Here is a 25,290-nt window from a genome sequence, read left to right as displayed (position 1 = left end):
GATGAGCCTCACCCTGCCGCTGCACCGCCCGTTCAGGCCTGCGCCGGTGCTGTCCGTGGTGGCCGTGGTCGCGCTGCTCGCGCTGCCGGGCCAGCCCGGCGGTGAGGGCGGCGCGGGCCCGGCCGACGCCATGTCCGCCGTGGTCGTCGCCCACTGCGCCGTACGGCTGCTGCGGGAGCGCCGGCGCCCGCTGTCCCGTACCGCCGCCGTCGTGTTCGGGCTGCCGGTCGCCGGCCTCGCGCTCGCCGCGATGGGCGCGGTGTCGCCGGGCGCCGGGATCACCGGCCTCGGCCGCTATCTGCAGATCTTCGTCCTCGTACCGGCCGCCGTCCTCCTGCTGATCCGCGACCGGCGCGACTTCCGGCTGCTGGCCTGGTCGCTCGTGGCGCTCGCGCTGTGGCAGGGGGTCCTCGGGGTGCACCAGTACGTCACCGGCACGGGGGCGTCGTACGAGGGCGAGGACGTCCGCGCGGTGGGCACCTTCGGGGCGTCGGACGTGATGGGCATGGCGACGGTGGTGTCCTTCGGCCTGGTCTGCGCGGTGGGCCTGGCCCTGGGCCGGTCCACGGGGCGCGAGCGGTGGACCGCGGCCGCCTGCGCCGTGGCCCTGCTGCCGCCGCTCGCCCTGTCCTTCAGCCGGGGCGCCTGGATCGCCACCGTCGTGACCGTCACCGTCCAGCTCGCGCTGGCCGGGCCGCGCCGGGCGCTGCGGGTGGGGGCGGCGGCGGTGGCCGCGGGCGTGGTCCTGGTGGGCGGGTTCGGGGTGGGCACGGCGATGCTGCAGGAGCGGTTCGACAGCATCACCCGGGTCACCGACGCGCCCGACCAGTCCGTCACCGACCGGTACACCATGTGGGCGGCGGCCACCGACATGTGGCGGGAACACCCGCTGACCGGCGTCGGCCTCAAGGGCTTCCCCGAGTACCGGGACGGCCACGCCTCGCTGGCGCTGTCCTCGGGCAGCGACACGGCGGGCGCGGGCGCCGCCTTCCGCCGCCAGCCGCTGCTCTCCCCGCACAACATGTACCTGCTGGTGCTCGGCGAGCAGGGCCTCCTCGGGCTGCTGGGTCTGGCGGGCGGCTGGCTGGCCCTGCTGGTGTGCGCGCTGCGGAACCTGTGGCGGACCCGGCGTTCGGCCGGGGGCCGGGAGTGCGCGCTGGTCGCCTGCGGACTGCTGGTCTGGCAACTGGTCGACTTCGCCTACGCCGACATCGGCGGTCCCTCGACCGTGCTGACCGCGGTGTGTCTCGGGCTGGCGGCCTGGTGGGCGCTGTCCGGCACCGCCACGGCCGAACGCGCCCCGGAGCCGGAAGAGGCGGCCGCACGATGACGACGACCCCCTCCCGCGAACCGCGGGACCCTCGGGCGCCGGCCGGTCCGGCGGCGAACCCCGGAGCCGGCGGGCCGACCGGGCCGGCGGCGGAATCCGCCGACGCGGCTCCGGTGGGCGGGGTGTCCCTGCCGACCGCGCGGACGGCCGTGCCAGGAGACGCCGCGCCCGGCGAGGACGCCACGCCCGGCGCCGGAGCCGGCACCGCCCGGGAATCCGGCCCCGGCCCAGCCCCAGGCCCCGGTCCCGAGTCGAGCCGCGAATCCACCCCGATCCCCGAACACGTACCGCCCATCCCCCGTTTCCTCGCCCGCGCCGCCCTGGTCACCGCCTCCCTCTCGGTCGCCGGCGCCCTCCTCGGACTGGTGCGCGACCAATCGCTGGCCCAGCTCTTCGGGGCCGGCCGGGACACCGACGCCTTCCTGGTCGCCTGGACCGTGCCGGAGTTCGCGGCCACGCTGCTCATCGAGGAGGGGCTGGCGTTCGCGCTGATCCCGGCGTTCAGTGCCGCCCTGGCCCGGCGTGCGCAGGGTGCCCCCGGCGATCCCGTGCGGTCCCTGGTGGCCGGCAGCCTGCCCCGGCTGTCGCTGGCCTTCACGGCGGTGGGCGCGCTGCTCGCCGCCGCCGCACCGCAACTGGTCGGAGTGCTCGCGCCCGGGCTGCCCGACCCCGCCCTCGCCGTCGACTGCACCCGGCTCACCGCGACCTGTGTGCTCAGCTTCGGGCTCGCCGGGTACTGCAGCGCGGCGTTGCGGGCCCACGGCCGCTACCTGGCCCCGGCGGCGATCTACGTCGTGTACAACATCGGCATCATCACGGCGATGTTCGCGCTCGGCGGCCGCTGGGGGGTGCGTGCGGCGGCGTTCGGGGTCGCGGCCGGCGGGTGCCTGATGGTGGCGGTCCAACTGCCCGACCTGGTGCGCCGGTTGCGCGATCGCCGGGTGACACGGGCCGTCTCCGGGGACGCCGCCACCGCCCGGCCCGTGGACGTCACGCTGATGGCCACCGTGCTGCTGTTCGGGCTGTGCCGGCAGTCCCAGGTGCTCATCGAGCGGTTCCTCGCCTCACACCTGCCCGCCGGGGCCATCTCACACCTGAACTACGCGCAGAAGGTCGCGCAGATCCCGATGATGCTGTCGATGATGCTGTGCACGGTCACCTTCCCGGTGGTGGCCCGGGCCCTCGCGGACGGCGACACCGAGCGGGCCCGGACGAGGGTGGAGCGCGATCTGGCGGTGGCCGCCGGCCTGGTGCTGCTCGGCACCGCGGCCGTCCTCGCCTGCGCCCCGCAGATGATCCAGCTCCTCTTCCAGCGCGGCGCGTTCACCGCCGCCGACACCGCGGCAACCGCGGACGTCATGCGGGTGTACGCGCTCGGCCTGCTCGGCCAGACCCTGACGGGCGTGCTGGTCCGCTCCTACTTCTCGGCGGGCCGCGCCACCTGGTACCCGCTCGCCGCCATGGCCGCCGGCATCGCCGTGACCTCCTGGATCGGCGCCGGCACCATCGGCACCTGGGGCGTCACCGGCATCGCCGCCGCCAACGCCGCCGGGATCACCTTCACCGCCGTCCTGCTGCTGTCCGGCCTGGCCTCGCGCAGCGTGCCCGTGCGGGCCCGGGGCGTGCTGCGCGAGCTGAGCCGGCCGCTGCGGGCCGCCGCGGTGGCCACCCTGGCGGGGGTTTTCGCCGCGAGCCTGCCCACCGCCCCGCTCGCCGGTCTGCTGGCCGGCACCACCACCGTGACCGTCGTGTTCGTCCTGCTCGGCCACGCCCTGGGCGCCCAGGGCTGCACCCCCGCCATCCGATTCGTCCGCACCCTCGCCGGAAGGCTCGCCCATGCCGTCCTCCGTTGAGTCGCCCCGGCGCGCCGCCGCCGCGGGTCCGGGCCGTGTCCCGTGGATCGCCATGTACCACTCGGTCGGCGACCGCGCCGACGACCCGTACCGGATCACCGTCACGCCCGACCGGCTGGAGCGGCAGCTTCGCTGGCTGCGCGGCCGGGGCCTGCGGGGGGTGTCGGTGCGCGAACTGCTCGCCGCCCGCGCCCGCGGCGAGGGGCGCGGTCTGGTCGGGCTCACCTTCGACGACGGCTACGCCGACTTCCTCACCGGCGCGGTCGATGTGCTGGCCCGCTGGGAGTGCACGGCCACCCTGTTCGCGCTGCCCGGCCGGCTCGGCGGCGACAACGCGTGGGACCCGCTGGGCCCGCGCAAGCCGCTGCTGACCGCGGACGGGATCCGGCGCGCGGCCCGGGCGGGCGTGGAGATCGGCTCGCACGGTCTGACCCACGTCGACCTGACCCGGGCCGACGACCTCACGCTCAAGGCCGAGACCGTCGAGAGCCGGGTCCTGCTGGAGGGGCTGACCGGCGCTCCGGTCACCGGCTTCTGTTATCCGTACGGCACGGTCGACGCCCGCGCGGCCGACGCGGTGCGGGAGGCCGGGTACGACTACGCCTGCGCCATCGACCCCGGCGCGCTGACCGGCCCGTACGCGCTGCCCCGGGTGTACGTCGGGCAGCACGACACCGGTGTGCGCCTGCTGCTGAAGTACCGGCTGCACCGGCTGCGCCGCCGGCCGGTGGAGGGGCCGCGGTGAGGGCGCTGCACATCATCACCGGGCTCGGCGTGGGCGGCGCCGAGCAGCAACTGCGGCTGCTGCTGCGGCACTTGCCCGCGCGGTGCGACGTGGTGACGCTGACCAACCCCGGGCCGGTGGCCGACGGGCTGGCCGCCGACGGGGTGCGGGTGACGCACCTCGGTATGAGCGGCAACCGGGACGTGGCGGCGCTGCCCCGCCTGGCCCGCGTCATCCGGCGCGGCCGCTACGACCTCGTGCACACCCATCTCTACCGGGCCTGCCTGTACGGCCGGATCGCCGCCCGGCTGGCCGGGGTGCGCGCGGTCGTGGCCACCGAACACTCCCTCGGCGACTCGCAGATGGAGGGGCGGCCGCTCACGGCGGGCGTGCGCGCGCTGTACCTGGCCGGCGAGCGGCTGGGCCGGACCACCGTCGCGGTCTCCCCCACGGTCGCCGAACGGCTCACCCAGTGGGGGGTGCCCCGGCCGCGCATCGCGGTGGTGCCCAACGGCATCGACCTCGACGGGTTCCGCTTCGACCCGGTGCGGCGGCGGCTCACCCGCGCCCGGCTCGGGCTGCCGGACGACGCGTTCGTCATCGGCGGCATCGGCCGGCTCGTCCCGGGCAAACACTTCGACGTCCTGATCCGGGCCCTCGCCCGGCTCCCGGGTGACTGCAGGCTGCTGCTGGTCGGCGGCGGCCCGGAGGAGGCCGCCCTGCGCCGGGCCGCCGAGGAGACCGGCGTCGCCGGCCGGGTGCTGTTCACCGGTGAGCGGCCCTACACCCCGGACGGCTCGCCCGGGCCCGAACTGCCCGCGCTGACCTCGGCGATGGACGTGCTCGCCGCACCGTCCCCGGAGGAGGCCTTCGGGCTGGCCGTCGTCGAGGCGCTGGCGGCCGGGCTGCCGGTGCGCTACGCCTCCTGCCCGGCCATCGAGGACCTGCCGCCCGGCGCCGCCCCGGACGCGCTGCGCGTCACGGGCGGCGCCGACGCCTATGCCCGAGCGCTCGCCGAGGTGCGTGCCGCCGGGCCCGGCCCCCGTACCGCCCCCGAGGCGCCCCGCCACTACTGCATCACCCGCAGCGCCGCCCGGCTCATGGACGTCTACGCGGCGGCGCTCTCCGGCACGTTCCCCAGGTCCCGATCTCCCGAGGGAGTCAGCTCGCCATGACCGAGAATCCCACCCGGCACTCCCGCCCGGCCCGCTTCAGGCGCCTGCGCGCGCTTCCGCCCTGGTCGCTGGTGGCGGCCGGCGTCCTCACGGGCGGACTGCTCGGCGGCGCGTACGGCGTGCTGAAGCCGCCGACGTACACGGCCACCAGCTACGTCATCGCCGTACCCACCGAGAGCTCCGACTCCGCCGCCGCGGTCGGCTTCGCCCAGGCCTACGGCCGGGTCGCCACCGACCTCGCGGTGCTCGGCGACGCGCAGGGGCCGGCCGGGGTGCCGGTGAACACCCTGCGCGGCAGCGTGCGCACGGCCACCTCGCCGGACGCCCCGATGGTCGCCGTCTCCGCCACCTCGGGCCGCCCTGCCAAGGCCGCCGACATGGCCAACGCGGTCGCCCACTCCCTCGCCCAGCACGCCAACGCCACCAAGGCCGACACCCATGTCGAGCTGGTGCAGTTCTCCCGGGCCCCGCGGCCGACCGCGCCCACCTCGGCCTCCCCCGTGGTCACGGGCCTGGTCGGGACGAGCGCGGGCGGACTGCTCGGCGCCCTGGTGCTGCTGGTACGGCCACGGCGCAGGCCCGAGGACGAGGCGGCCGAGGACGAGGCGGCCGAGGACGAGGCGGCCGGGGCCGGGCTCCGCCCGGCGTCGGTGCCCGGCCCGGCCGTCGCCTCCGACACACACGGCCAGCTGTGACGGCCGTCTGCCCGGCGGTCCGGGCCCACACCACCGACCTCGTCACCGACTTGGACGCCTTCGCCGCGCTGGCCCCGGCCTGGGGGCGGCTGTTCGAGCGGTGCGCCACCGCGACCCCGTTCCAGCACCACGCCTGGCTGCACTCTTGGTGGCGGTCGTACGGCGGGCCGGGCCGGCTCCGGGTGCTGCTGGTGCGCTCCGGTGACGAACTGGTCGGCGCGGCGCCGCTGATGCTGGTCCACCGCCCGCTGCCCGCGCTGGTGCCGCTGGGCGGGGCGATCTCCGACTACGGGGACGTGCTGCTGGACGACACCGACGACGGGCGAGCGGCCGACGCCCTCGCCGACGCCCTGTGGGACGCGGCCCGCACCGCCCTGGTCGACTTCCGCGAGGTGCGGCCCGGTGGTGCGGTGGAGCGGGTCTACGACCGCTGGCGCGGGCCGCGCCGCACGGTCCGCGACTCGCTGTGCCTTGAGCTGCCCGCCGTCCCGCTGGCCGAGCTGGCCGCCCGGCTGCCCACGAAGCGGGCCCAGCGGGTCCGCGCGCAACTGCGCAGGCACACATCGCTGGGCGTGGTGCGGCACGTGGCCCGGCCCGACGAGGCGGCCGCGGCCCTGCAGCGGATGCTGGAGCTGCACCGGCTGCAGTGGCAGGAGCGCAAGGTGACGGCCGAGCACACGCTGCCCCGGTTCCGCGAACATCTGGTGCGCGCGGTACCCGAGTTGGTCCGCTCCGGGAACGCGGTCGTCACCGAGTTCCGGATCGGCGACGACGTGGTCGCCGTCGACCTGACGCTGCGGTCCCGCAGCCTGGCCGGCGGCTATCTGTACGGCGCGCATCCGCGGTTGCGGGAGAGCAAGGCGGACGTGGCCGTGATGCTGCTGGACGCCTGCAGCGAGCAGGCCGCGCGCACCGGCGCGGACGGACGCGGCACGCTGAGCCTGCTGCGCGGCAACGAGCCGTACAAGATGCACTGGCGGCCCGAACCGGTCGCCAACCGGCGGTTGCTGATGGCCCGGCGACGGACCGCGCCGCTCATGTCGGCCACGCTGTTCACCGCGGCCGCCCGGCAGTGGGGCGGCAGGGTGCTGCGCCGGTGGCGACGGCAGCCGTCGGGCTGACGCCGGGGCCTGCCGTTCGCTGGATCACCGGCCGGGGCGGAAGCAGGACTTCCGGCCGAGCCAGTACTCCAGCCAGTCGTCCGGGGCCGGGCAGCCGTCGGCCGGCTCCGGCGTGGGCGCGGTGGACTTCGTGGACTCCGGGGCCGACGTGGACACCGTCGGTGCCGGGGCGGCCGGCTGCTCGCCGCGGCCGTACAGGAAGGACCGGTAGACCTGGGACGAACGGGGGTTCCGCGCGCACTGCCACACACCGTGCGGGCAGTAGTCCGTGAGCGTGTTGTACAGCGGCTTGTGTTCCTCGATCCAGGCCAGCATGCCCCGCATGTAGACGGTGTTGTCGCCGTTGCGGAAGAGCCCCCACTCCGGATAGGAGATGGGCTTGTTGTGGGCCTTGGCGAAGTCGACGTGCTGCCGCAGCCCGTAGGGCTCCTTCACCTGTTCGTCGAACGACAGTCCGGCCGGCTGGTCGTAGGCGTCCATGCCGATGATGTCGACGGTGTCGTCCCCGGGGTAGCACTCGGTCCAGGGAACGGCGTCCCGGCCGCGGCTCGGCGTGAAGTCGAACCGGAACCGCTGGCCCGGCACCGACCGCATGGTCGTGACGATCCGCTTCCAGTACGTCTTCCAGGCCGCCGGGTCCGGTCCGCAGCGGTGGGTGTAGGTGATGCCGTTCATCTCCCAGCCGAGGACCAGCACGGTGTCGGGCACCTTCGACTCCACCAGCCGCTCGGCCAGCGTACGGAAGTGGTGGTCGAACTCCCCGGTCGCCGCCTGCCGGAGCAGCCCGCGCACCTGGTCGTCGGAGACGTTCTCCTCGTTGTGCTCCTGCATCGGCACGTTGAGCACGAGCGTGCGGTCCGCCTGCCCGCGCCGCCACTGCGCCCACGCGTCCAGGAAGCCGGGCGGGCCCTCGATGTCGGTCCAGCTACCGCCGGGCAGATAGGTGTGCGCGACCTTCGGCTCGGTGCCGCCGAGCCAGCGGCGCAGCCCCGACATACGGGTCACCCCCAGCGGCCCCGAGTCGAGGAAGGCGCCGAAGGGGGCGATCCCGGCGGCCCCCTTCGTGGCCTCGGGCGAGGCGGAGACCGGGGGCGTCGTTGGTGCGGAGGTCGCGGACGGGGACGCCGCGGGGGCGGGTGGTGCCGGTGTGGAGGTCACCGGGGTGGGAGCCGGTCCCGCCACCAGGACCGCCGCGGCGGTGATCCCGGCCGCGATCAGCGCCAGCCGGTACCGGGCCCTTCGCCGCTGTGGAGCCATGCCGGGACCCTCCCTCTCCCGCGCGCCCGCCTGCTCGCCCGGCGGTTCCTGTTACTGACACCCAGTCATACGAACAGGGACTCCGCCAACGCGGTTACGGCTTACAGGTGGCCGCACCCCTCGTACGGCCGAACAGGCGGGGTGCCGGGCACTGGGCTCCGGCACCCGGCACATCAGCGACGGGGCGCGGCGCGGCGGCCCCGGCGGTAGAGGGCGGTCCCGGCCACGATCAGCGCGGCGCTCGCCGCGGAGGTCGCGATCATGGCTTCGGCGTTGCCGCCGGTGTGCGGGAGGTGGGGTCGGTTCCAGTGATGGTGGTGGTGCTCCCAGCCGCCGTGGGACGGGGGCGTGTCGTCATCCCCGTAGGAGGGCGGGGTCGAATCGTCGTCGTCGCAGTGGGAGGGCGGGGTCGAATGGTCGTCGTCGCACGAGGGCTTCGAAGTCGGCTCTTCGTCCCCGTACGAAGGCTTCGGAGAGGGCTCTTCGTCCCCGTACGAGGGCTTCGGAGTCGGCTCTTCGTCCCCGTACGAAGGCTTCGGAGTCGGCTCCTCGTCCCCGTACGAAGGCTTCGGAGTCGGCTCCTCGTCCCCGTACGAAGGCTTCGGAGAGGGCTCCTCGTCCCCGTACGAAGGCTTCCGAGTCGGCTCGTCATCCCCGTACGAGGGCTTCCGAGTCGGCTCGTCATCCCCGTGCGAAGGCTTCCGAGAGGGCTCGTCGTCGCCGTAGGAGGGAGGGGCCGAGTGCTCCTCCTTCCCGTACGAAGACGCGGTCGAGTGCTCCTCACCGCCGTACGAAGGTGCGCGGGTGGGCTTCTCCTCCCCGTACGAGGACGGGGCCGAGTGCTCCTCCTTCCCGTACGAAGACGCGGTCGAGTGCTCCTCACCGCCGTACGAAGGTGCGGGGGTGGGCTTCTCCTCCCCGTACGAGGGTGCCGGAGTGGGCTCCTCCTGCCCGTACGAGGGCTCGGTCGAGTGCTCCTCTTCCTTCGAGGGGCCCTGGGCCTTGTCCTCCTCGCCGTACGAGGACGGAGAGGAATCGTTTCCCTTGTTCTGTGAGGGCGTCGGGGCCACGTCGTCGCTGTAGTCGGACTCGTCCTTCGGGTCCGCGCTAGTAGCGCCCTGGCCCTTGTCGCTGTCCGTGCCGGACTCATGACCGCCGGCGCAGGAGCTGCCGGAAGCGGGGTTCAGCGCGGCGGCGCCGTTGGCGGAGTTGCCGCAGACGTCGGCCGGGGCGTCCGCCGGGGCCTGGACGGTGTTGCCGGACACCACCCCGGACGATTGCCGGGCGGCGCCGTGCGGGTCCGAGTCGGCGAGTGCCAGGCCGCCGTACAGGGACAGCAGGCCCGTCGCGGCGGCGGCCACGAGCACGCCCTTGCTGAGGGTCTGTCGCAATGTCGTTGTCTTTCTGCTCGTAGAAATGGGAAGGCCGGCCCCGGAACGAGAAAGAGGTCCGGGGCCGGCCACGACACAGCCCGTGGGCTGAGGCGTCGGGTTACTGCACTCAGTCGTTGTCGCACTTGGCGCCGAGCGCCGGGTTCAGCGCCCCGATGACGTCCACGGAGTCGCCGCAGGCGTTGACCGGAACGTGCACCGGAACCTGGATGGCGTTGCCCGAGACGGCACCCGGCGAGTTGGCGGCGACGCCGTCCGCGCCGGAGTCCGCGAACGCGGGGGCCGCCCCACCCAGAGCCAGGATCGCGCCGACGAGGACAGCAGCGCTCTTGTTCATGAGACTTTCCCTTCTCTGCGGTCATGCCCTTTTGACGGCCGAAACCCAGCGAGCGGCTTCGACCGAGCGAGCACAGCTTCAACGGCTCGCACCATGACCGGCAGCTGTAAAACGAGGAATAGACAGCGGAAGAAACTACGGAACGCATACCACCCGTCAATTCACTCGAACGCCCCCACAGAATTGACACCTTGGCCGATGTCGGCGAATTTCCACCTGCGCGGAAGCACGAGAAACCGCCCGAACGGCCCGCGGATGTCCGCGTGCCCGCCGGGCGGTGTCGGGGGACGGCAGGCTCGGTTGTCGCCGAAGCCGTTGCCCACCAGGACGGAGATGTCGTCCAGGACGTGCGAGACCGGCTCGTCGCCCTTGGCCTGCGTCGGCATCTCCGCCGTGTCCGGCAACGGCACCAACAACGGCTGAGCGCACACTCCACGGCGGCCGGCACCGGTTCCTTCCGGTCGCCCGCCGTCGTTTCGCGCGCTCACCCGCGGTACAGCGCCTCGATGCGTTCGGCGTAGGCGGCGGTCACCGCGTGCCGCTTCACCTTCAGCGACGGGGTCAGCAGCCCGTTCTCCTCGGTGAAATCCCCCTCGACCAGGGCGAAGGCCCGGATCGACTCGGCGCGGGAGACGGCCTCGTTGGCGTGGTCCACCGCTTTCTGCACCTCGCGGCGCAGCCGTTCGTCGCGGACGAGTTCGGCGAGCGGGGTGTCCGGCGGGAGCTTTCGCACCGTCAGCCAGTGCGCTACCGCCTCCGGGTCGAGGGTGATCAGCGCGGCGACGAAGGGCCGGCCGTCCCCGACGACCAGGCACTGGCCGACCGGTGAGCGGCTGCGCAGCCGGTCCTCCAGGACGGCCGGGGAGACGTTCTTGCCGCCGGAGGTCACCAGGATGTCCTTCTTGCGGCCGGTGATGGTGAGGTAGCCGTCCTCGTCGAGGCGGCCGAGGTCGCCGGTGGCGAACCACTCGTCGGACAGGACGGCGTCCGTTGCCGCCGGGTTGTTCCAGTACGCGCCGAAGACCACTCCGCCCCTGATCAGCACCTCGCCGTCGTCGGCGATGCGCACGGCCACTCCCGGGATGGGCAGGCCGACCGTGCCGGGGCGGGGGGTGAGCGGGGGCACGATGGTGGCGGCGGCGGTGGTCTCGGTCAGGCCGTAGCCCTCGTAGACGACGATCCCGGCCGCGTTGAAGAAGAGGTTGAGGTCGCGGTCCAGCGGGGAGCCGCCGCTGATGGCGTAGCGCATGCGGCCGCCGAGCTCCTTGCGGATGCGCCGGTAGACCAGCAGGTCGTACAGGGCCCATGCGGCGTACAGGCCGGGGCCCGGGCCCTTGCCGGTGCCGAGGAACTTCCTCAGGTACGCCTCGGCGAAGCGCACGGCGATCCGTTCGGCGCGGTCGAAGGAGGCGCCGCGGCCGATCTTCTCGGCGGTGGCGCGCCCGGTGTCGTGGATCTTCTCGAAGAGGTACGGCACCCCGACCAGGAAGGTGGGCCGGAACTCCTTGAGCGCGGGCCGCAGTTCGTCGGGCTTGACGCTCGGGAAGTGGCCGGTCTCGATACGGGCCATCAGGCAGGCGAGCTGCAGGGTGCGGCCGAGGATGTGGGCGAGCGGCAGGAAGAGCAGGGTGGAGGCGGTCCGGCCGGTGACCGCCTGGAAGACCGGGTGCAGCAGTTCGACGGTGTTGGCGGCCTCGGCGTGCAGGTTGGCGTGGGTGAGGACGCAGCCCTTGGGGCGGCCGGTGGTGCCGGAGGTGTAGCAGAGGGTGGCGATGGTGTCGGGGGTGAGGGCGGCGCGCCGCTTGGCGACCTCGTCGTCGCCGAGGTCACGGCCGAGGGCGGTGAGGTCGGCGAGGGCGTCGCCCGGCACGGCGGACGCGGCGGATGTCCCGGCGTCGGCCGAAGGGGTCAGTTGCCGGACGCGTGGCCGGCGGGCGTGGCTCGCGGTGCCGGCGAGGACCGTGGCGGTGTTCTCCGCGGTCTCGGTGACCACGTACCGGGCGCCGGAGTCCCGGACGATCCACTCCACCTGCGCGGCGGAGGAGGTCGGGTAGACGGGCACGGACTGGCCGCCGGCCGCCCAGATCGCGAAGTCCAGGACGGTCCACTCGTAGCGGGTGCGGGACATCACCGCGACCCGGCCGCCCGGTTCCAGACCGGCGGCGATCAGCCCTTTGGCGACGGCGGTGACCTCGGCGGCGAAGGCGGCCGCGGTCACCGGGCGCCAGGCCCCCGCGGCGCGGCGGCGCAGGAGCACCGCGTCCGGGGTCTCGGCCGCGTGGGTGAACGGGAGGTCGGCCATGGAGCCGCCAACGAGCGGTGCCGCCAGGGGTGCCGCCCGCACCTCGCGCACGGTGCCCCCGGGGTCCCTGACGATCTCCACCGAGCCGCGCGCCGCCAGGTCGGCGCGCCGCCGTGCTCGCTTCAGATCCCTGCGTACGCCCATGACGGCTCCCGGTCGCGGCTGTGACGAAGGTTCTTACTGCCGGGTCAACTTACTCGTAAGTAAGGAAACGTCAATGGGGTGTGCGGGCGCCCGGCCCGGGCCGTCGTCAGGAGACGATGTCCTTGCGCGCGAAGCCCCGGAAGGCCAGGGCGAACAGCACTACGGCGTACGTCACGGAGATCGCGGCGCCCTGGACCATGCCGGACCACTCCGGGTCCGGCTGCACGGCGTCGGCCCAGGCGAACTGCCAGTGCGCGGGCAGGAAGTCACGCCAGTGGCCGAGGGCCGTCACGGCGTCCAGGACGTTGCCGACGATCGTCAGGCCGACCGCGCCGCCGACCGCGCCGAGCGGGGCGTCCGTCCTCGTCGACAGCCAGAACGCCAGTCCCGCCGTGACGAGTTGGGACACGAAGACGTATGCCACGACCACCAGGAGCCGCTGCGCCGCCGTGCCCGGGTCCAGCGCGCCGCCGGTGGGGATCTGCAGCGGGCCCCAGCCGTAGGCGGCCGTACCGACCGCGAGGGCCACGACCGGCAGCAGCACCATCGCGGCGAGGCTCAGCCCGAGACCCACGGCGAGCTTGGACAGCAGCAGCCGGGTTCTCGGCACGGGCGCGGCGAGCAGGTAGCGCAGGGAGGACCAGCTCGCCTCGGATGCGACCGTGTCCCCGCAGAACAGGGCGACCGGGATCACCAGCAGGAAGCCCGCCGAGACGAACAGGTTGACCGCGGCGAAGTTGGCGCCGGACGCGGTGGCCGTGTCCATCAGCGTGACCCGGCCGTCGCGGCCCGAGGGCTCGCCGCCGATCGCGAACGCGACGAGCAGCACGAACGGCAGGACCGCGAGAACGCCGCCCATGACCAGCGTGCGGCGCCGCTTGAGCTGGCGGACCAGCTCCACGCGCAGCGGCAGCGTACGGCCCGCGCGGTAACCGGGGGCCACCTCGACGGGCTCGACGGGCTCGACGGGCTCGGTGAGCGTGCTCACGGGGCACCTCCGATCAGGGTGAGGAAGGCGTCTTCCAGGCGCCGGTGGGGACCGACCGAGGCGACGGGCACCTCGAGGCGCACCAGTTCCACGACCAGTTCCTCGGCGCTGCCGCCGGGTTCGAGACGGATGAGCAGCCCGTCCTCGGTGCGGACGGCGGAGGCGACGCCGGGCAGGGCCGTGACCTTCTCCACCACCGGCTCCTCCACGGGCGTGCCGGTGCCGACCAGGAGCGTGTCGCCGGAGCCCACTATCTCCCGCACCGGTCCCGCCTGCACCAGCCGGCCGCGGTCCATCACCACCAGATGGGTGCAGGACTGCTCGACCTCGGCGAGGAGATGGCTGGAGACGATCACGGTGCGGCCGGCCGCCGCGTAGCGGATCATCACCTCGCGCATCTCGCGGATCTGGGGCGGGTCGAGGCCGTTGGTGGGTTCGTCCAGGATGAGCAGGTCGGGCATGCCGAGCATGGCCTGGGCGATGGCCAGGCGCTGGCGCATCCCCTGGGAGTAGGTGCGCACGGCGCGGGCGAGCGCGTCGCCGAGGCCGGCGATCTCCAGGGCCTGGTCGAGATGGGCGTCCTCGGCCGGCCGGCCGGTGGCCCGCCAGTAGAGCTCCAGGTTCTCCCGGCCGGACAGGTGAGGCAGGAAGCCCGCGCCCTCCACGAAGGCGCCGACCCTCGACAGCACCGGCGCGCCGGGCCGGACGGCGTGGCCGAAGACGCGGATCTCCCCGCCGTCGGGCCCGATGAGGCCCATCAGCATGCGCAGGGTGGTGGTCTTGCCCGCGCCGTTGGGTCCGAGCAGGCCGAGGACCTGACCCTTCTCCACGCGGAAGGACAGCTCGCGCACCGCGTACCGGTCGGCGGACCTGGCGTACCGCTTGCTCAGGTCCGTTATCTGCAGCGGGACGTCGGCGAGCGCCGGAGCGGGCGCGGGGGCGGCCGTGGAGCGGCGGCCGGTGACCAGCAGGGCGAGCGCGCCCACGGCCCCGGCCAGGGGCAGCCACCACACCCAGGCGGGCAGCGGGGCCGCCGCGGTGGTGACGGCGGGCGCGGTCGGCACGCTCAGGTCCGACCTGAGGGAGACGGTGTACGTGGCCGGGGCGGCCGGGGAGGCGTAGCCGAGGTCGGTGGAGGCGAGGACCAGGCGGAGCCGGTGGCCCTTGCGCACCTCGTGGTCGATCGCCGGGAGGGTGACCGTGACGTCCTTGCCGGCCTTGGCGCCGGTGACCCGCAGGGGTGAGACGAGCTGGGAGGGCAGCACCTGCCGGATGCCGTCGGGGCCGACGTCGTACACCTTGCCGAACAGGACCGCGTCGTCGGTGGTGGAGGCGACGTGGACGGTGGCGGTCGGCGAGCCGGTGATCCGCAGGTCGCGGGTGAGCGGGGCCGAGTCGAACCGGGCGTACTGGCCGGGGAAGTCGAGGGAGACTCCGACGCCGAGCGCGGAGAGCTGGGAGAGGCCGCCGGAGCCGCCGAGGCCGGGCAGCGCGGAGACGCCGGGCGGGCTGGCGCCGGCCGGGTTGGTCACGTGCTGCTCGCGGCCGGTCAGGGCGATGGCACGCGGGTGGTCGCGCAGGCCCGGGTAGGCGCCGGCGCTCGCGCCGCGCAGTTGGGCGGCGCCGTCGGTGGAGTCGACGCCGCCGGTGCGGGTGATGCGGAAGGCGGGGCCGGTGCCGGTCGACTCGTCGCTCTTCAGGTAGTGGTCGAACCAGGCGGTCACCCGCTTCCGCACCCGGCTGTCCTCCATGTCGCCGCCGTCGTGTCCGCCCGCGATCCAGTCGACGTCCACGGGGGCGCCGCTCGCGCGGATCGCCTTCTCGGCGGCGTCGGACTGGGCGAGGGTGAACAGGGAGTCGGTCTGGCCCTGCACCAGCAGTGTGGGCACCTTGATACGGCCGGCGACCGCGACCGGCGAGCGTTCCCTGAGCAGTGCGCGGGCGGCGTCGTCCGGGGTGCCGGACTCGGCGACCCGGTCGTACATCCGGCACAGGGCGGGTTCGAACCTGGCGCAGCCGCCGCCGGTGTTGAAGAAGACGCCGGCCCAGAGCTTCTTGAAGACGCCGTTCGGGAACAGGGCGTCGGCGAGGTTCCAGTAGGTGACGGCCGGGGCGATGGCGTCGACACGGCGGTCGTGTCCGGCGGCGAGCAGGGAGATCGCGCCGCCGTAGGAGCCGCCGGTCACGCCCACGCGCGGGTCGCCCTTGCCGTCCAGGCGGACCTGGGGCTGCTCGGCCAGCCAGTCGATGAGCCGGGAGACGTCGGTGACCTCGTGCTCCGGGTCGTTCAGGCCGATCTTGCCGGTGGAGCGGCCGAAGCCGCGGGCCGACCAGGTCAGCACCGTGTATCCGGCGCGGGTGAGGTCCTCGGCCTGCTGCCGCACGTCGGCCTTGCTGCCGCCGAAGCCGTGGGCGAGCAGGACGGCGGGGCGGCGGCCGGACGAGGCGCCGGTGAAGTACGAGGTGTCCAGGCGGGTGCCGTCGGCCATGGTCATGACCCGGTCGGCCCGGCGCACCCCGGGCGGGTGGTCGGACGCGACGGCCGACCACGTCCCGGCGCCGGCGAGCACCACGACGGCGGCCGCGGCGGCCAGCAGCCGGCGCGGCCCCTTCAGCAGTCCCCACGGCACGGGCACTCGAAGATCCATGCCTCAACGGTACGGGCCGCCACCGACAGCGCATGCGGCCCAGGGGCTGAACCCCCGCCCTCCTTGCGGCGTACGGGCCCGCTCCCCCGTACTCCAGGCGTGGTACCGAGCGGGACCGGGGCTGCCACGGGATGTGGGCCGGCGTGGGCCGTGGGAACGACGTCGCCCTCGTCGCCCGTCGCAGTGCGGGGCGGCGAGGACGACGGGGCGTGCTCGGTGGTGACGTGGGGCTTCTGCCGAGCCCTCAGGCCTGCGCGTCCTCCGGGATCGACACCAGCCAGCGGGTGTCGCGGCGCGGGCGGAGGTAGAAGGCCCAGTAGAGGGTGGCGACCGCGGTGATGCCGCCGGTCCACAGCAGGTAGCTCGCCTCCTGCTGGGTGAGGATGTAGGCGAGGACCACGATCAGCAGGATGGGCATCGCGGGCCACAGCGGCATCCGCCAGGCGGGGGTGTGCTGGTGGGAGCCGCGGCGGCAGAGCAGGGCGGCGACCGCGACGAGGATGTACATGCCGGTCACGGAGACCCCGGTGACGCCGTACAGGGTGTCCAGGTTGACGAAGCAGAGCAGCGCGCCGGGGACACCGACCGCGAGGGTGGCGACCCAGGGGGAGCCGAAGCGGCCGAGCTTGGAGAAGACGTTGTTGACCGGCTCGGGCCAGGCCTTGTCGCGGGCGGAGGCGAACAGGACGCGGGAGTTCTGGATGACCATGACGATGCCCGCGTTGATGATCGCGAGGGCCACGCAGATGCTCACGAAGGCGCCGACCGCGGAGTTGGACCAGGCGGTGACCATGGAGCTGATGTCGCCGCTGGTGAGCTCCTTGATGTCGGAGGCGCCCAGGGTGATCGCGGCGACCGGCACGATGATGACCACCGAGGAGATGACGAGGGTGGCCAGCACCGTGCGGGCGACGTTGCGGCGCGGGTGCTCCAGTTCCTCGGAGAGGTAGACGGCGGTCGAGAAGCCCTGGGTGGCGAAGAGGGCGATGGCGAGCCCGGATATGACGAGCATGGCCGTCACCGGGTCGGTGTGGCCGCTCGGGCCGGCCACCTGCATGGAGACCAGGCTGCCGACGCCGCGGTGGCTGTGCGAGAAGCCCAGCAGGGCGACCACGCCGGCCGCGATTACCTCGAGGACCAGGAAGATGCCGGTGATCCAGGCGTTGGCCCGCAGGTCGAGCAGTCCGGCGAGGGTGGCGAGCAGCATCACGCCGGCGCCGGTCATGGCCGGGTCGAGGTGCACGATCGGGGCCAGGTAGTCGGCCGTACCCATCGCGATCACGGGCGGGACGATCATCACCACCAGCAGGGACAGCACGAAGACCAGCCAGCCCGCGAGCCGCCCGGCCATCGTCGACACCATGGCGTACTCGCCGCCCGCGCTGGGGATGAGGGTGCCCAGCTCGGAGTAGCAGAACGCCACGGCGATACAGAGGAGGGAGCCGATGGCGATCGTCAGGGCGGTGGCGGTGCCGAGGGAGCCGAACAGGTCCGGGATGACCACGAAGAGCGTGGAGGCGGGCGTGACGCACGAGAGCGTCAGCAGGGTGCCGCCGACGACGCCGATGGAACGCTTGAGCTTCTGGGGGCCGTCAGAGATGCCGGGAGCGTCTGTGACGGCTGTGTCGACAGGGCGGAGCGTGTCGGTCATGCGGCGGGGTTCCGATCGACTCGTGCGACTGAAAGTGGGGGTCGGGAGCGCTATCGCCTCCGGCGGCTCGTCGTACGTTTCGTCTCGTCCGCTCCCGGCGCTGCTTAGAGAACCCCTTCGAAAACCGCCACGTCAATGGGAGTTCACCTTCGGATTCCGCACTTGGAAAGCGACGCAGTTCACATCGCTTTCGCAGGTACTGATCACGCAACAGCTCATTCAGTAAGCCAAGTGGATCGATGACCTTGCTTTCGAAGGTGAGCGGCAGATCTCTCATGGCTTGCCCGTTTCATCCGCGAAAACGGGAACCGCAGGTACCACGGCAAAAAAATGTCGGGCCGTCCGGTATCCGGACGGCCCGACGGGGCGTTCTCAGTGGTTGCGCGGGAAGCCCAGGTCGACGCCCGCCGGGGCGTCCGCCGGGTCCGGCCACCGGGTGGTGACGACCTTGCCGCGGGTGTAGAAGTGCGTGCCGTCGTTGCCGTAGATGTGGTGGTCGCCGAAGAGCGAGTCCTTCCAGCCGCCGAAGGAGTGGTAGCCGACGGGGACCGGGATCGGGACGTTGACGCCGACCATGCCGGCCTCGACCTCCAGCTGGAAGCGGCGGGCCGCACCGCCGTCCCGGGTGAAGATGGCGGTGCCGTTGCCGAACGGCGAGGCGTTGATGAGGGCCACGCCCTCCTCGTACGTCTCGGCGCGCAGCACGCACAGCACCGGGCCGAAGATCTCGTCCTGGTAGGCGCCGGCGGTGGTCGGGACCCTGTCGAGCAGCGAGATGCCGAGCCAGTGACCGTCCTCGAAGCCCTCCACGGTGTGGCCGGTGCCGTCCAGCACCACTTCGCAGCCCTCGTCCGCGGCGCCCTTCACGTAGGAGGCGACCTTGTCACGGTGGGCGGCGGTGATCAGCGGGCCCATCTCGGACGCCGGGTCGTTGCCGGGGCCGATCTTGATCTTCTCGGCCCGCTCGCGGATCTTCTCCACCAGCTCGTCGCCGATCGCGCCGACCGCCACGACCGCGGAGATCGCCATGCAGCGCTCGCCGGCCGAGCCGTAGGCCGCCGAGACCGCCGCGTCGGCGGCCGCGTCCAGGTCGGCGTCCGGCAGGACCAGCATGTGGTTCTTCGCGCCGCCGAGGGCCTGCACCCGCTTGCCGCCCGCGGAGGCCGTGGTGTGGATGTAGCGGGCGATCGGGGTCGAGCCGACGAAGGAGACGGCCTTGACGTCCGGGTGCTCCAGCAGCCGGTCCACGGCCACCTTGTCACCGTGCACGACGTTGAAGACGCCGTCGGGCAGTCCGGCCTCGGCGAGCAGCTCGGCGAGCCTGACCGCCGCGGACGGGTCCTTCTCGCTCGGCTTCAGCACGAACGTGTTGCCGCAGGCGATGGCGATCGGGAACATCCACATCGGGACCATCGCCGGGAAGTTGAACGGGGTGATGCCCGCGACGACACCCAGCGGCTGCCGGATCGACGACACGTCCACCCGGCTCGCCACCTGCGTGGACAGCTCGCCCTTCAGCTGCACGCTGATGCCGCAGGCCAGGTCGACGATCTCCAGGCCGCGCGCCACCTCGCCGACGGCGTCCGAGTGCACCTTCCCGTGCTCGGCGGTGATCAGCTCGGCGATCTCGTCCCGGTGCGCGTCGAGCAGCGCCCGGAACTTGAAGAGGATGTTGGTCCGCTGGGCCAGCGAGGACTGGCTCCAGGTCGTGTAGGCGTCCTTGGCGGCGGCGACCGCCGCGTCCACCTCCTCGACGGACGCGAACGCGACCTTCGTGGTGACCGCGCCGGTCGCCGGGTCCGTGACCGGCCCGTACGTGCCCGACGCGCCTTCGGCGGTCTTGCCGCCGATCCAGTGGTTGACGATCTTCGTCATGCCCAGAGACTCCTTCTACAGATGGCGGCGTCGGGTCGAGACGTGCCGTTCGTACAGCTCACGTGCCTTGACCGCGGACGATCGGGTCGCGGTCTCGGCCACAGGAACATCCCACCAGGCCTGCGCCGGAGGCGCGCCCGACACAGTGTCGGACGTTTCGGTCTCCACGTAGACACATGTGGGAGTGTCGGCCGCGCGCGCCTCGGCGAGTGCCGCCCGCAGGTCCCGGACCGTCCGCGCGCGCAGCACCCGCATGCCGAGGCTGGCCGCGTTGGCGGCGAGGTCCACCGGCAGCGGGGCGCCGGTGAAGGTGCCGTCGGCCGCGCGGTGGCGGTAGGCGGTGCCGAAGCGCTCGCCGCCCACCGACTCCGACAGGCCGCCGATCGAGGCGTACCCGTGGTTCTGCACCAACAGGACCTTGATCGCGACGCCCTCCTGGACGGCGGTCACGATCTCCGTCGGCATCATCAGATACGTGCCGTCACCGACCAGCGCCCACACGCTCCGCCCGGGCGCGGCGAGCTTGACGCCGATCGCGGCCGGGATCTCGTACCCCATGCAGGAGTAGCCGTACTCCAGGTGGTACTGGTCCCGGGACCTGGTCCGCCACAGCTTGTGCAGGTCGCCGGGGAGCGAGCCGGCCGCGCCCACGATGATGTCGGACTCGTCGGCCAGGGCGTCGAGAGCGCCGATGACCTGCGGCTGGGTGGGCCGTACGTCGGGCTCGTCGGCCTCGAAGCAGGCGTCCACGCGCTGCTCCCAGCGCTCCTTGTCCTCGGTGTACTCGGTGACGTAGGAACCGGCGACCCGGTGGCCGTGCATCACCAGCGCCTCGGTCAGTTCGCCCAGGCCGCTGCGGGCGTCCGCGACCAGCGGGAGCCCGGCGAGCTTGTGGCCGTCGAAGGGCGCGATGTTGAGGTTCAGGAAGCGCACGTCCGGGTTCTCGAAGAGGGTGCCGGAGGCGGTGGTGAAGTCGGTGTACCGGGTCCCGACGCCGATGACGAGGTCCGCGGTGCGGGCCAGTTCGTCGGCGGTGGCGGTGCCGGTGTGGCCGACGCCTCCGACGTCCTGCGGGTGGTCGTGGCGCAGGGAGCCCTTGCCGGCCTGGGTGGAGGCGACCGGTATGCGGGTGGCCGCCGCGAACTCCGCGAGGGCCTCCTCGGCGCGGCTGTGGTGGACGCCGCCGCCCGCGACGACGAGCGGTCTGCGCGCCCGGCGGACGGCCCGGACCGCCTCGGCCAGCTCGGTCGGGTCCGCGCCGGGACGCCGTACCACCCACACGCGCTCGGCGAAGAACTCCTCGGGCCAGTCGTACGCCTCGGCCTGCACGTCCTGCGGCAGGGCGAGGGTGACCGCGCCGGTCTCCACCGGGTCGGTGAGGACCCGCATGGCCTGCAGCGCGCCCGGGATCAGCTGCTCGGGCCGGGTGATCCGGTCGAAGTAACGCGACACCGGGCGCAGGGTGTCGTTGACCGAGACGTCGCCCGCGTACGGCACCTCGAGCTGCTGCAGGACCGGGTCGGCGGGGCGGGCGGCGAAGACGTCGCCGGGGAGGAGCAGGACCGGGAGGTGGTTGACGGTGGCGAGGGCGGCGCCGGTGACCAGATTGGTGGCGCCGGGGCCGATGGAGGTCGTGACGGCGTGGGTGGACAGACGGTTGGACTGGCGGGCGTAGCCGACCGCAGCGTGCACCATGGCCTGCTCGTTGCGGCCCTGGTGGTACGGCATGACCTCGGCGTACTCGACCAGCGCCTGGCCGAGCCCGGCGACGTTGCCGTGCCCGAAGATGCCCCAGGTGGCGCCGATCAGCCGCCGCCGCTCGCCGTCGCGTTCGGTGTGCTGGGCGGCGAGGAAGCGGACGAGTGCCTGGGCGACGGTCAGCCGGATGGTCATCGGTAGCCCCCTGTGCTCTCTGCTTGGTCGGGATGGAAGCGGATCCGCCACTCCCGCGTCTCGCCGGGTCCCGCCATGACGTTGAGGTAGTACATGTCGTGGCCGGGCTGGGCGATCGACGGGCCGTGCCATCCGTCGGGGACGAGGACGGCGTCGCCGGAGCGGACCTCGGCGAGGACGTCGGAGCCGCCCTCTCGCGAGGGGAACACGCGCTGGTAGCCGAAACCGTTCGGGCCGTCGATCTCGAAGTAGTAGATCTCCTCCAGCCGCGACTCCTCGCCCGGCCGGTGCTCGTCGTGCTTGTGCGACGGGTAGGAGGACCAGTTGCCGCCGGGGGTGACGACCTCCACGGCGATCAGCCGGTCGCAGTCGAAGGTGTCGGCCGCCGCGAAGTTGCGCACCTGGCGGGCGCAGGTGCCGCTGCCGCGGTGTTCGACGGGGACCTCCGGCGCGGAGCCGTAGCGGGCGGGGAGTCGTCGCTCGCACTTCGCTCCTGCCAGGGCGAAGCGGCCTCCCGCGCCGGAGGCGATCTGGACCCGGGCGTCGCGGGGCGCGTACACGAAGTCGGAGACCCCGGTGAACACGCTTTCCCGCCCCAGGAGTTGGAACTCGTCTTCCTCGATTCGCACCGTACATCCGCCTTGCAACGGAAGCACGATCCATTCACTGCCCCCGGTGGTGAACGTATGGCTGCCGCCGGGTGTCAGCTCCACGACACGCAGGCCGCTGTACTCCCATCCGGCGCGCCCGGGGCCGATGTCGACGGTGTACCCGCCGTTCGCGGTGGCTCCCCGGGGCAGGTGCAGGTCGGTGCTGGTCATGCGGCCCCTCACAGCAGTCCGGTGGCGGTGTCCACGGCGGCGGCCACATCGCCGTCCGCCGGGTACAGCAGCGAACGGCCCACCACCAGGCCGCGCACGGTGGGCAGTTGGAGGGCGCCGCGCCACTTCTCGTAGGCGGCGACCTGCTCCCCGGGGGAGTCGCCGACGTCACCGCCGAGGAGTACGGCCGGCAGGGTCGAGGTCTCCATGACCCGGGCCATGTCGTCGGGGTTCTCGGTGACCGGCACCTTCAGCCAGGTGTAGGCCGAGGAGCCGCCGAGGCCGGAGGCGATGGCGATGGACCTGGTGACGGCGTCGGCGGACAGGTCGTTGACCAGCCGCCCCTCGGGGGTGCGGCTGGTGATGAACGGCTCCACGAACACCGGGAGCCGGCGGGCGGCCATGTCGTCGATGACGCGGGCGGCGGACTCCAGGGTGGTGAGGGAACCGGGGTCGGCGTAGTCGATGCGCAGCAGCAGCTTGCCGGCGTCGAAGCCGAGACGCTGGATGTCCTCGGGGCGGTGACCGGTGAAGCGGTCGTCCAGTTCGAAGCCGGCGCCCTGCAGTCCGCCGCGGTTCATCGAGCCGAGGACGACCTTGTGGTCGAGGGCGCCGAGCAGCAGCAGGTCGTCCAGTATGTCGGCGGTCGCGAGGACGCCGTCGACTCCGGGCCTGGACAGCGCGAGGCACAGGCGCCGGAGCAGGTCGGCGCGGTTGGCCATGGCGAGAGGGCGGTCGCCCACGCCGAGCACGCCACGGGCCGGATGGTCGGCGGCGACGATCATCAGGCGGTCGCTCGTACCCAGCAGCGGGCGCCGGACGCGGCGGGCGGCGGCCTCGGCGACGGCTTCGGGGTGGTGGATGCGGACGCGGACCAGTTCGGAGACGTCGACGGGCGGCAGCCGGGTCCCCGACCCGCCCTCGGTGTGCGTCCCCGCCACGCGGCCCGCCCTCACAGGACCGCTCCGGCCTCGAGCGCGGCGGCCACCTCGCCGGGGGTCGGCATCGCGGAGGAGCACTCCAGGCGGGAGGCGACGATGGCGCCGGCCGCGTTGGCGTACCGCATGGTCGTCTCCAGGTCCCAGCCCGCCAGCAGACCGTGGCAGAGGGAGCCGCCGAAGGCGTCCCCGGCGCCGAGTCCGTTGAGGACGGTGACCGGGAGGGGCGGGACCTCGGCGCACTCGCCGGTCCGGTCGACGGCGAGGACGCCCTTGGGCCCCTGTTTGACCACGGCGATCTCGGCCCCCGCGGCCAGCAGGGCGCGGGCTGCCGCATGGGGTTCGCGGACGCCGGTCGCGATCTCCACCTCGTCCAGGTTGCCGACGGCGACCGTGGTGTGCCGCAGCGCCTCGGCATAGAAGGGCCGGGCCTCGTCGGGGTCGGTCCAGGCCGTGCTGTTCCAGAGAACGGGGCGCCAGTCGAGGTCGAAGACCGTCGTACCGGACCGGGCCCGGTGGGCGAGGGCCGTGAGGGTCGCCGTACGGCTCGGCTCCTCGCTCAGGCCGGTGCCGGTGACCCAGAAGACCCGGGCGGCGGCGATGGCGTCCAGGTCCAGGTCGCCGACGTCGATCTCCAGGTCGGGCGCCTTGGGCCGGCGGTAGAAGTAGAGGGGGAAGTCGTCCGGCGGGAAGACCTCGCAGAACGTGACCGGCGTGGGCAGTCCGGGGACCGGGGTGACCCAGCGGTCGTCGACGCCGAAGCCGCGCAGGGCCTCGTGCAGATAGGTGCCGAACGGGTCGTCGCCGGTGCGGGTGATCACGGCCGTCCGGCGGCCGAGCCGGGCGGCGGCGACCGCGACGTTGGTCGCCGATCCGCCGAGGAACTTGCCGAAGGCCGACACCTGGGCGAGTGGGACGCCGGTCTGCAGCGGGTAGAGATCCACTCCGATCCGCCCCATGGTGATCAGGTCGTACGCCATCGGCTTCCCTTCCGCGCTGTCCGGTTCACCCCGCGTATCTCTTCCCGGGCTTTCTAGTCCTGTCAGACGAACCCTGTCAATCTTTTGTCCGGACATTCGGACGACAGCTTGACACCGCTTTCCGGGCGCCCGCAGGCTGGCGGCCATGACGTCCTTGTCGCCCTCCTCACTTTCCCGCATCCGGATCGGTTCGGCGCCCGACTCCTGGGGTGTGTGGTTCCCGGACGACCCGCGGCAGGTGCCCTGGCAGCGGTTCCTCGACGAGGTCGCCGGCTCGGGCTACGAGTGGATCGAGCTGGGCCCCTACGGCTATCTGCCGACCGATCCCGCGGTGCTCGCCGAGGAGACCGGCCGCCGGGGCCTGAAGGTGTCGGCCGGCACGGTCTTCACCGGCCTGCACCACGGCGCCGCCGTCTGGGAGAAGACCTGGGAACACGTCGCCGGCATCGCCGCCCTGACCCAGGCCATGGGCGCCCGCCACCTGGTCGTCATCCCGTCCTTCTGGCGGGACGACCGGACGGGCGAGGTGCTGGAGCCCGACACGCTGACCGCCGGGCAGTGGCGCGACCTGACCTCGCTGACCGAACGGCTGGGGCGCGAGGTGCGGGAGCGGTACGGCCTCACGGTCGTGGTCCACCCGCACGCCGACACGCACATCGACACCGAGGAGAACGTCACCCGGTTCCTCGACGGCACCGACCCGGGTCTGGTGTCGCTGTGCCTGGACACCGGGCACTACGCGTACTGCGGCGGCGACAGCGTCAAGCTGATCGAGGCCTACGGCGAACGGATCGGCTATCTGCATCTCAAGCAGGTGGACCCGGAGATCCTCGCCGGCGTGCGGGCCAAGGGCACTCCGTTCGGCCCCGCGGTCGCCCAGGGCGTGATGTGCGAACCGCCGTCCGGGGTCCCCGCACTCGGTCCGGTACTGGAGGCCGCCGGACGGCTGGACACCGACCTGTTCGCGATCGTCGAGCAGGACATGTACCCGTGCGACCCGGACAAGCCGCTGCCGATCGCCCGCCGCACCCGGGCGTTCCTGAGGTCCTGCGGAGCCTGAGCGCCATCCCGTCGCGGTCGTCACCTCGTCCCTCCTCGCGCCCCTCGTCGCCCGAACCGGCGCCGTCACGCGCCACTTTGCTGCGGCCGTGTCACAAACTCCCCCTT

The 25,290-nt window shown here is 73.2% G+C and carries 20 protein-coding genes; 7 read left to right on the top strand and 13 right to left on the bottom strand.

Annotation, left to right across the window (positions count from 1 at the left end; translation table 11 throughout):
• Position 1: 1 nt before the first annotated feature.
• From ACFVVO_RS16195 to ACFVVO_RS16170, 6 genes are read left to right on the top strand one after another with little or no spacing between them, the layout of a single operon-like run.
• Complete coding sequence (locus ACFVVO_RS16195; RefSeq protein ID WP_390055367.1) at positions 2-1,330, top strand: O-antigen ligase family protein; 1,329 nt, start codon at positions 2-4, stop codon at positions 1,328-1,330.
• Positions 1,327-3,183, top strand: coding sequence for a lipid II flippase MurJ (locus ACFVVO_RS16190; RefSeq protein ID WP_390055365.1), 1,857 nt, complete (start codon positions 1,327-1,329; stop codon positions 3,181-3,183). The genes ACFVVO_RS16195 and ACFVVO_RS16190 overlap by 4 nt, the downstream gene beginning before the upstream one ends.
• A complete protein-coding gene (locus ACFVVO_RS16185) occupies positions 3,167-3,928 on the top strand; it encodes a polysaccharide deacetylase family protein (protein WP_390055363.1) in 762 nt (253 codons plus the stop codon). The genes ACFVVO_RS16190 and ACFVVO_RS16185 overlap by 17 nt, the downstream gene beginning before the upstream one ends.
• Positions 3,925-5,082: a glycosyltransferase gene (locus ACFVVO_RS16180; RefSeq protein ID WP_390055362.1), complete on the top strand. Its 1,158-nt coding sequence runs from the start codon at positions 3,925-3,927 to the stop codon at positions 5,080-5,082. Before ACFVVO_RS16185 ends, ACFVVO_RS16180 begins: the two co-directional genes overlap by 4 nt.
• The gene (locus tag ACFVVO_RS16175) at positions 5,079-5,777 is read left to right on the top strand and encodes a lipopolysaccharide biosynthesis protein (RefSeq protein WP_390055360.1); all 699 of its coding nucleotides are present in this window, start codon (positions 5,079-5,081) and stop codon (positions 5,775-5,777) included. Before ACFVVO_RS16180 ends, ACFVVO_RS16175 begins: the two co-directional genes overlap by 4 nt.
• Positions 5,774-6,898 carry a GNAT family N-acetyltransferase gene (locus ACFVVO_RS16170; RefSeq protein ID WP_390055358.1) on the top strand — a complete coding sequence of 375 codons (1,125 nt, stop codon included), beginning with the start codon at positions 5,774-5,776 and terminating at the stop codon, positions 6,896-6,898. Before ACFVVO_RS16175 ends, ACFVVO_RS16170 begins: the two co-directional genes overlap by 4 nt.
• A 24-nt stretch (positions 6,899-6,922) precedes the next feature.
• Here the strand turns inward: ACFVVO_RS16170 and ACFVVO_RS16165 are convergent, their stop codons facing one another.
• The 13 genes from ACFVVO_RS16165 to iolC form a co-directional block, all read right to left on the bottom strand.
• Positions 6,923-8,155: a glycoside hydrolase family 26 protein gene (locus ACFVVO_RS16165; protein WP_390055356.1), complete on the bottom strand. Its 1,233-nt coding sequence runs from the start codon at positions 8,153-8,155 to the stop codon at positions 6,923-6,925.
• Positions 8,156-8,328: 173 nt separating this feature from the next.
• Positions 8,329-9,546, bottom strand: a complete 1,218-nt coding sequence (locus ACFVVO_RS16160; protein ID WP_390055354.1) for a chaplin family protein — start codon at positions 9,544-9,546, stop codon at positions 8,329-8,331.
• 109 nt (positions 9,547-9,655) lie between these two features.
• Complete coding sequence (locus ACFVVO_RS16155) at positions 9,656-9,883, bottom strand: chaplin (RefSeq protein WP_390055352.1); 228 nt, start codon at positions 9,881-9,883, stop codon at positions 9,656-9,658.
• Between the two features lie 161 nt (positions 9,884-10,044).
• On the bottom strand, positions 10,045-10,269 hold the full coding sequence (locus tag ACFVVO_RS16150; protein WP_390055350.1) for a hypothetical protein: 225 nt from the start codon (positions 10,267-10,269) through the stop codon (positions 10,045-10,047).
• A 98-nt stretch (positions 10,270-10,367) separates the two neighbouring features.
• On the bottom strand, positions 10,368-12,329 hold the full coding sequence (locus ACFVVO_RS16145) for an AMP-dependent synthetase/ligase (protein WP_390055348.1): 1,962 nt from the start codon (positions 12,327-12,329) through the stop codon (positions 10,368-10,370).
• 106 nt (positions 12,330-12,435) lie between these two features.
• On the bottom strand, positions 12,436-13,317 hold the full coding sequence (locus tag ACFVVO_RS16140) for an ABC transporter permease (RefSeq protein ID WP_390055346.1): 882 nt from the start codon (positions 13,315-13,317) through the stop codon (positions 12,436-12,438).
• Positions 13,314-15,965: a CocE/NonD family hydrolase gene (locus tag ACFVVO_RS16135; RefSeq protein ID WP_390055344.1), complete on the bottom strand. Its 2,652-nt coding sequence runs from the start codon at positions 15,963-15,965 to the stop codon at positions 13,314-13,316. Before ACFVVO_RS16135 ends, ACFVVO_RS16140 begins: the two co-directional genes overlap by 4 nt.
• 244 nt (positions 15,966-16,209) lie before the next feature.
• Positions 16,210-17,616, bottom strand: coding sequence for an APC family permease (locus ACFVVO_RS16130; RefSeq protein ID WP_390055342.1), 1,407 nt, complete (start codon positions 17,614-17,616; stop codon positions 16,210-16,212).
• Between the two features lie 372 nt (positions 17,617-17,988).
• Positions 17,989-19,491, bottom strand: coding sequence for a CoA-acylating methylmalonate-semialdehyde dehydrogenase (gene mmsA / locus ACFVVO_RS16125; RefSeq protein ID WP_390055340.1), 1,503 nt, complete (start codon positions 19,489-19,491; stop codon positions 17,989-17,991).
• A 15-nt stretch (positions 19,492-19,506) separates the two neighbouring features.
• Positions 19,507-21,384, bottom strand: coding sequence for a 3D-(3,5/4)-trihydroxycyclohexane-1,2-dione acylhydrolase (decyclizing) (gene iolD / locus ACFVVO_RS16120; RefSeq protein WP_390055338.1), 1,878 nt, complete (start codon positions 21,382-21,384; stop codon positions 19,507-19,509).
• Positions 21,381-22,205, bottom strand: a complete 825-nt coding sequence (iolB, locus tag ACFVVO_RS16115) for a 5-deoxy-glucuronate isomerase (protein WP_390055336.1) — start codon at positions 22,203-22,205, stop codon at positions 21,381-21,383. The genes iolD and iolB overlap by 4 nt, the downstream gene beginning before the upstream one ends.
• A gap of 8 nt (positions 22,206-22,213) precedes the next feature.
• Positions 22,214-23,146: a deoxyribose-phosphate aldolase gene (locus tag ACFVVO_RS16110; RefSeq protein ID WP_390055334.1), complete on the bottom strand. Its 933-nt coding sequence runs from the start codon at positions 23,144-23,146 to the stop codon at positions 22,214-22,216.
• An 11-nt stretch (positions 23,147-23,157) separates the two neighbouring features.
• A complete protein-coding gene (iolC, locus tag ACFVVO_RS16105; RefSeq protein ID WP_390055332.1) occupies positions 23,158-24,123 on the bottom strand; it encodes a 5-dehydro-2-deoxygluconokinase in 966 nt (321 codons plus the stop codon).
• A 145-nt stretch (positions 24,124-24,268) separates the two neighbouring features.
• On the opposite strand from iolC, the gene ACFVVO_RS16100 reads away from it, so the two are divergent.
• Positions 24,269-25,183, top strand: a complete 915-nt coding sequence (locus ACFVVO_RS16100) for a sugar phosphate isomerase/epimerase family protein (protein ID WP_390055330.1) — start codon at positions 24,269-24,271, stop codon at positions 25,181-25,183.
• The last annotated feature ends 107 nt before the right edge of the window (positions 25,184-25,290 follow it).

Source organism: Streptomyces sp. NPDC058145 (assembly GCF_042884245.1).
Classification (GTDB): domain Bacteria; phylum Actinomycetota; class Actinomycetes; order Streptomycetales; family Streptomycetaceae; genus Streptomyces.
Note: the sequence above shows the minus strand (reverse complement) of the source record. Positions and strands in the feature narration are given on the sequence as shown.

What these genes read in the sequence shown, in the direction of transcription:
- ACFVVO_RS16175 (WP_390055360.1), top strand. Translation starts at nt 5,079, where the DNA reads ATGACCGAGAATCCCACCCGGCACTCCCGCCCGGCCCGCTTCAGGCGC.
- iolB (WP_390055336.1), bottom strand. Translation starts at nt 22,205, where the DNA reads ATGACCAGCACCGACCTGCACCTGCCCCGGGGAGCCACCGCGAACGGC.
- iolD (WP_390055338.1), bottom strand. Translation starts at nt 21,384, where the DNA reads ATGACCATCCGGCTGACCGTCGCCCAGGCACTCGTCCGCTTCCTCGCC.
- ACFVVO_RS16185 (WP_390055363.1), top strand. Translation starts at nt 3,167, where the DNA reads ATGCCGTCCTCCGTTGAGTCGCCCCGGCGCGCCGCCGCCGCGGGTCCG.
- ACFVVO_RS16150 (WP_390055350.1), bottom strand. Translation starts at nt 10,269, where the DNA reads ATGCCGACGCAGGCCAAGGGCGACGAGCCGGTCTCGCACGTCCTGGAC.
- iolC (WP_390055332.1), bottom strand. Translation starts at nt 24,123, where the DNA reads ATGGCGTACGACCTGATCACCATGGGGCGGATCGGAGTGGATCTCTAC.
- ACFVVO_RS16130 (WP_390055342.1), bottom strand. Translation starts at nt 17,616, where the DNA reads ATGACCGACACGCTCCGCCCTGTCGACACAGCCGTCACAGACGCTCCC.
- ACFVVO_RS16165 (WP_390055356.1), bottom strand. Translation starts at nt 8,155, where the DNA reads ATGGCTCCACAGCGGCGAAGGGCCCGGTACCGGCTGGCGCTGATCGCG.
- ACFVVO_RS16100 (WP_390055330.1), top strand. Translation starts at nt 24,269, where the DNA reads ATGACGTCCTTGTCGCCCTCCTCACTTTCCCGCATCCGGATCGGTTCG.
- ACFVVO_RS16135 (WP_390055344.1), bottom strand. Translation starts at nt 15,965, where the DNA reads ATGGATCTTCGAGTGCCCGTGCCGTGGGGACTGCTGAAGGGGCCGCGC.
- mmsA (WP_390055340.1), bottom strand. Translation starts at nt 19,491, where the DNA reads ATGACGAAGATCGTCAACCACTGGATCGGCGGCAAGACCGCCGAAGGC.
- ACFVVO_RS16190 (WP_390055365.1), top strand. Translation starts at nt 1,327, where the DNA reads ATGACGACGACCCCCTCCCGCGAACCGCGGGACCCTCGGGCGCCGGCC.
- ACFVVO_RS16155 (WP_390055352.1), bottom strand. Translation starts at nt 9,883, where the DNA reads ATGAACAAGAGCGCTGCTGTCCTCGTCGGCGCGATCCTGGCTCTGGGT.
- ACFVVO_RS16145 (WP_390055348.1), bottom strand. Translation starts at nt 12,329, where the DNA reads ATGGGCGTACGCAGGGATCTGAAGCGAGCACGGCGGCGCGCCGACCTG.
- ACFVVO_RS16195 (WP_390055367.1), top strand. Translation starts at nt 2, where the DNA reads ATGAGCCTCACCCTGCCGCTGCACCGCCCGTTCAGGCCTGCGCCGGTG.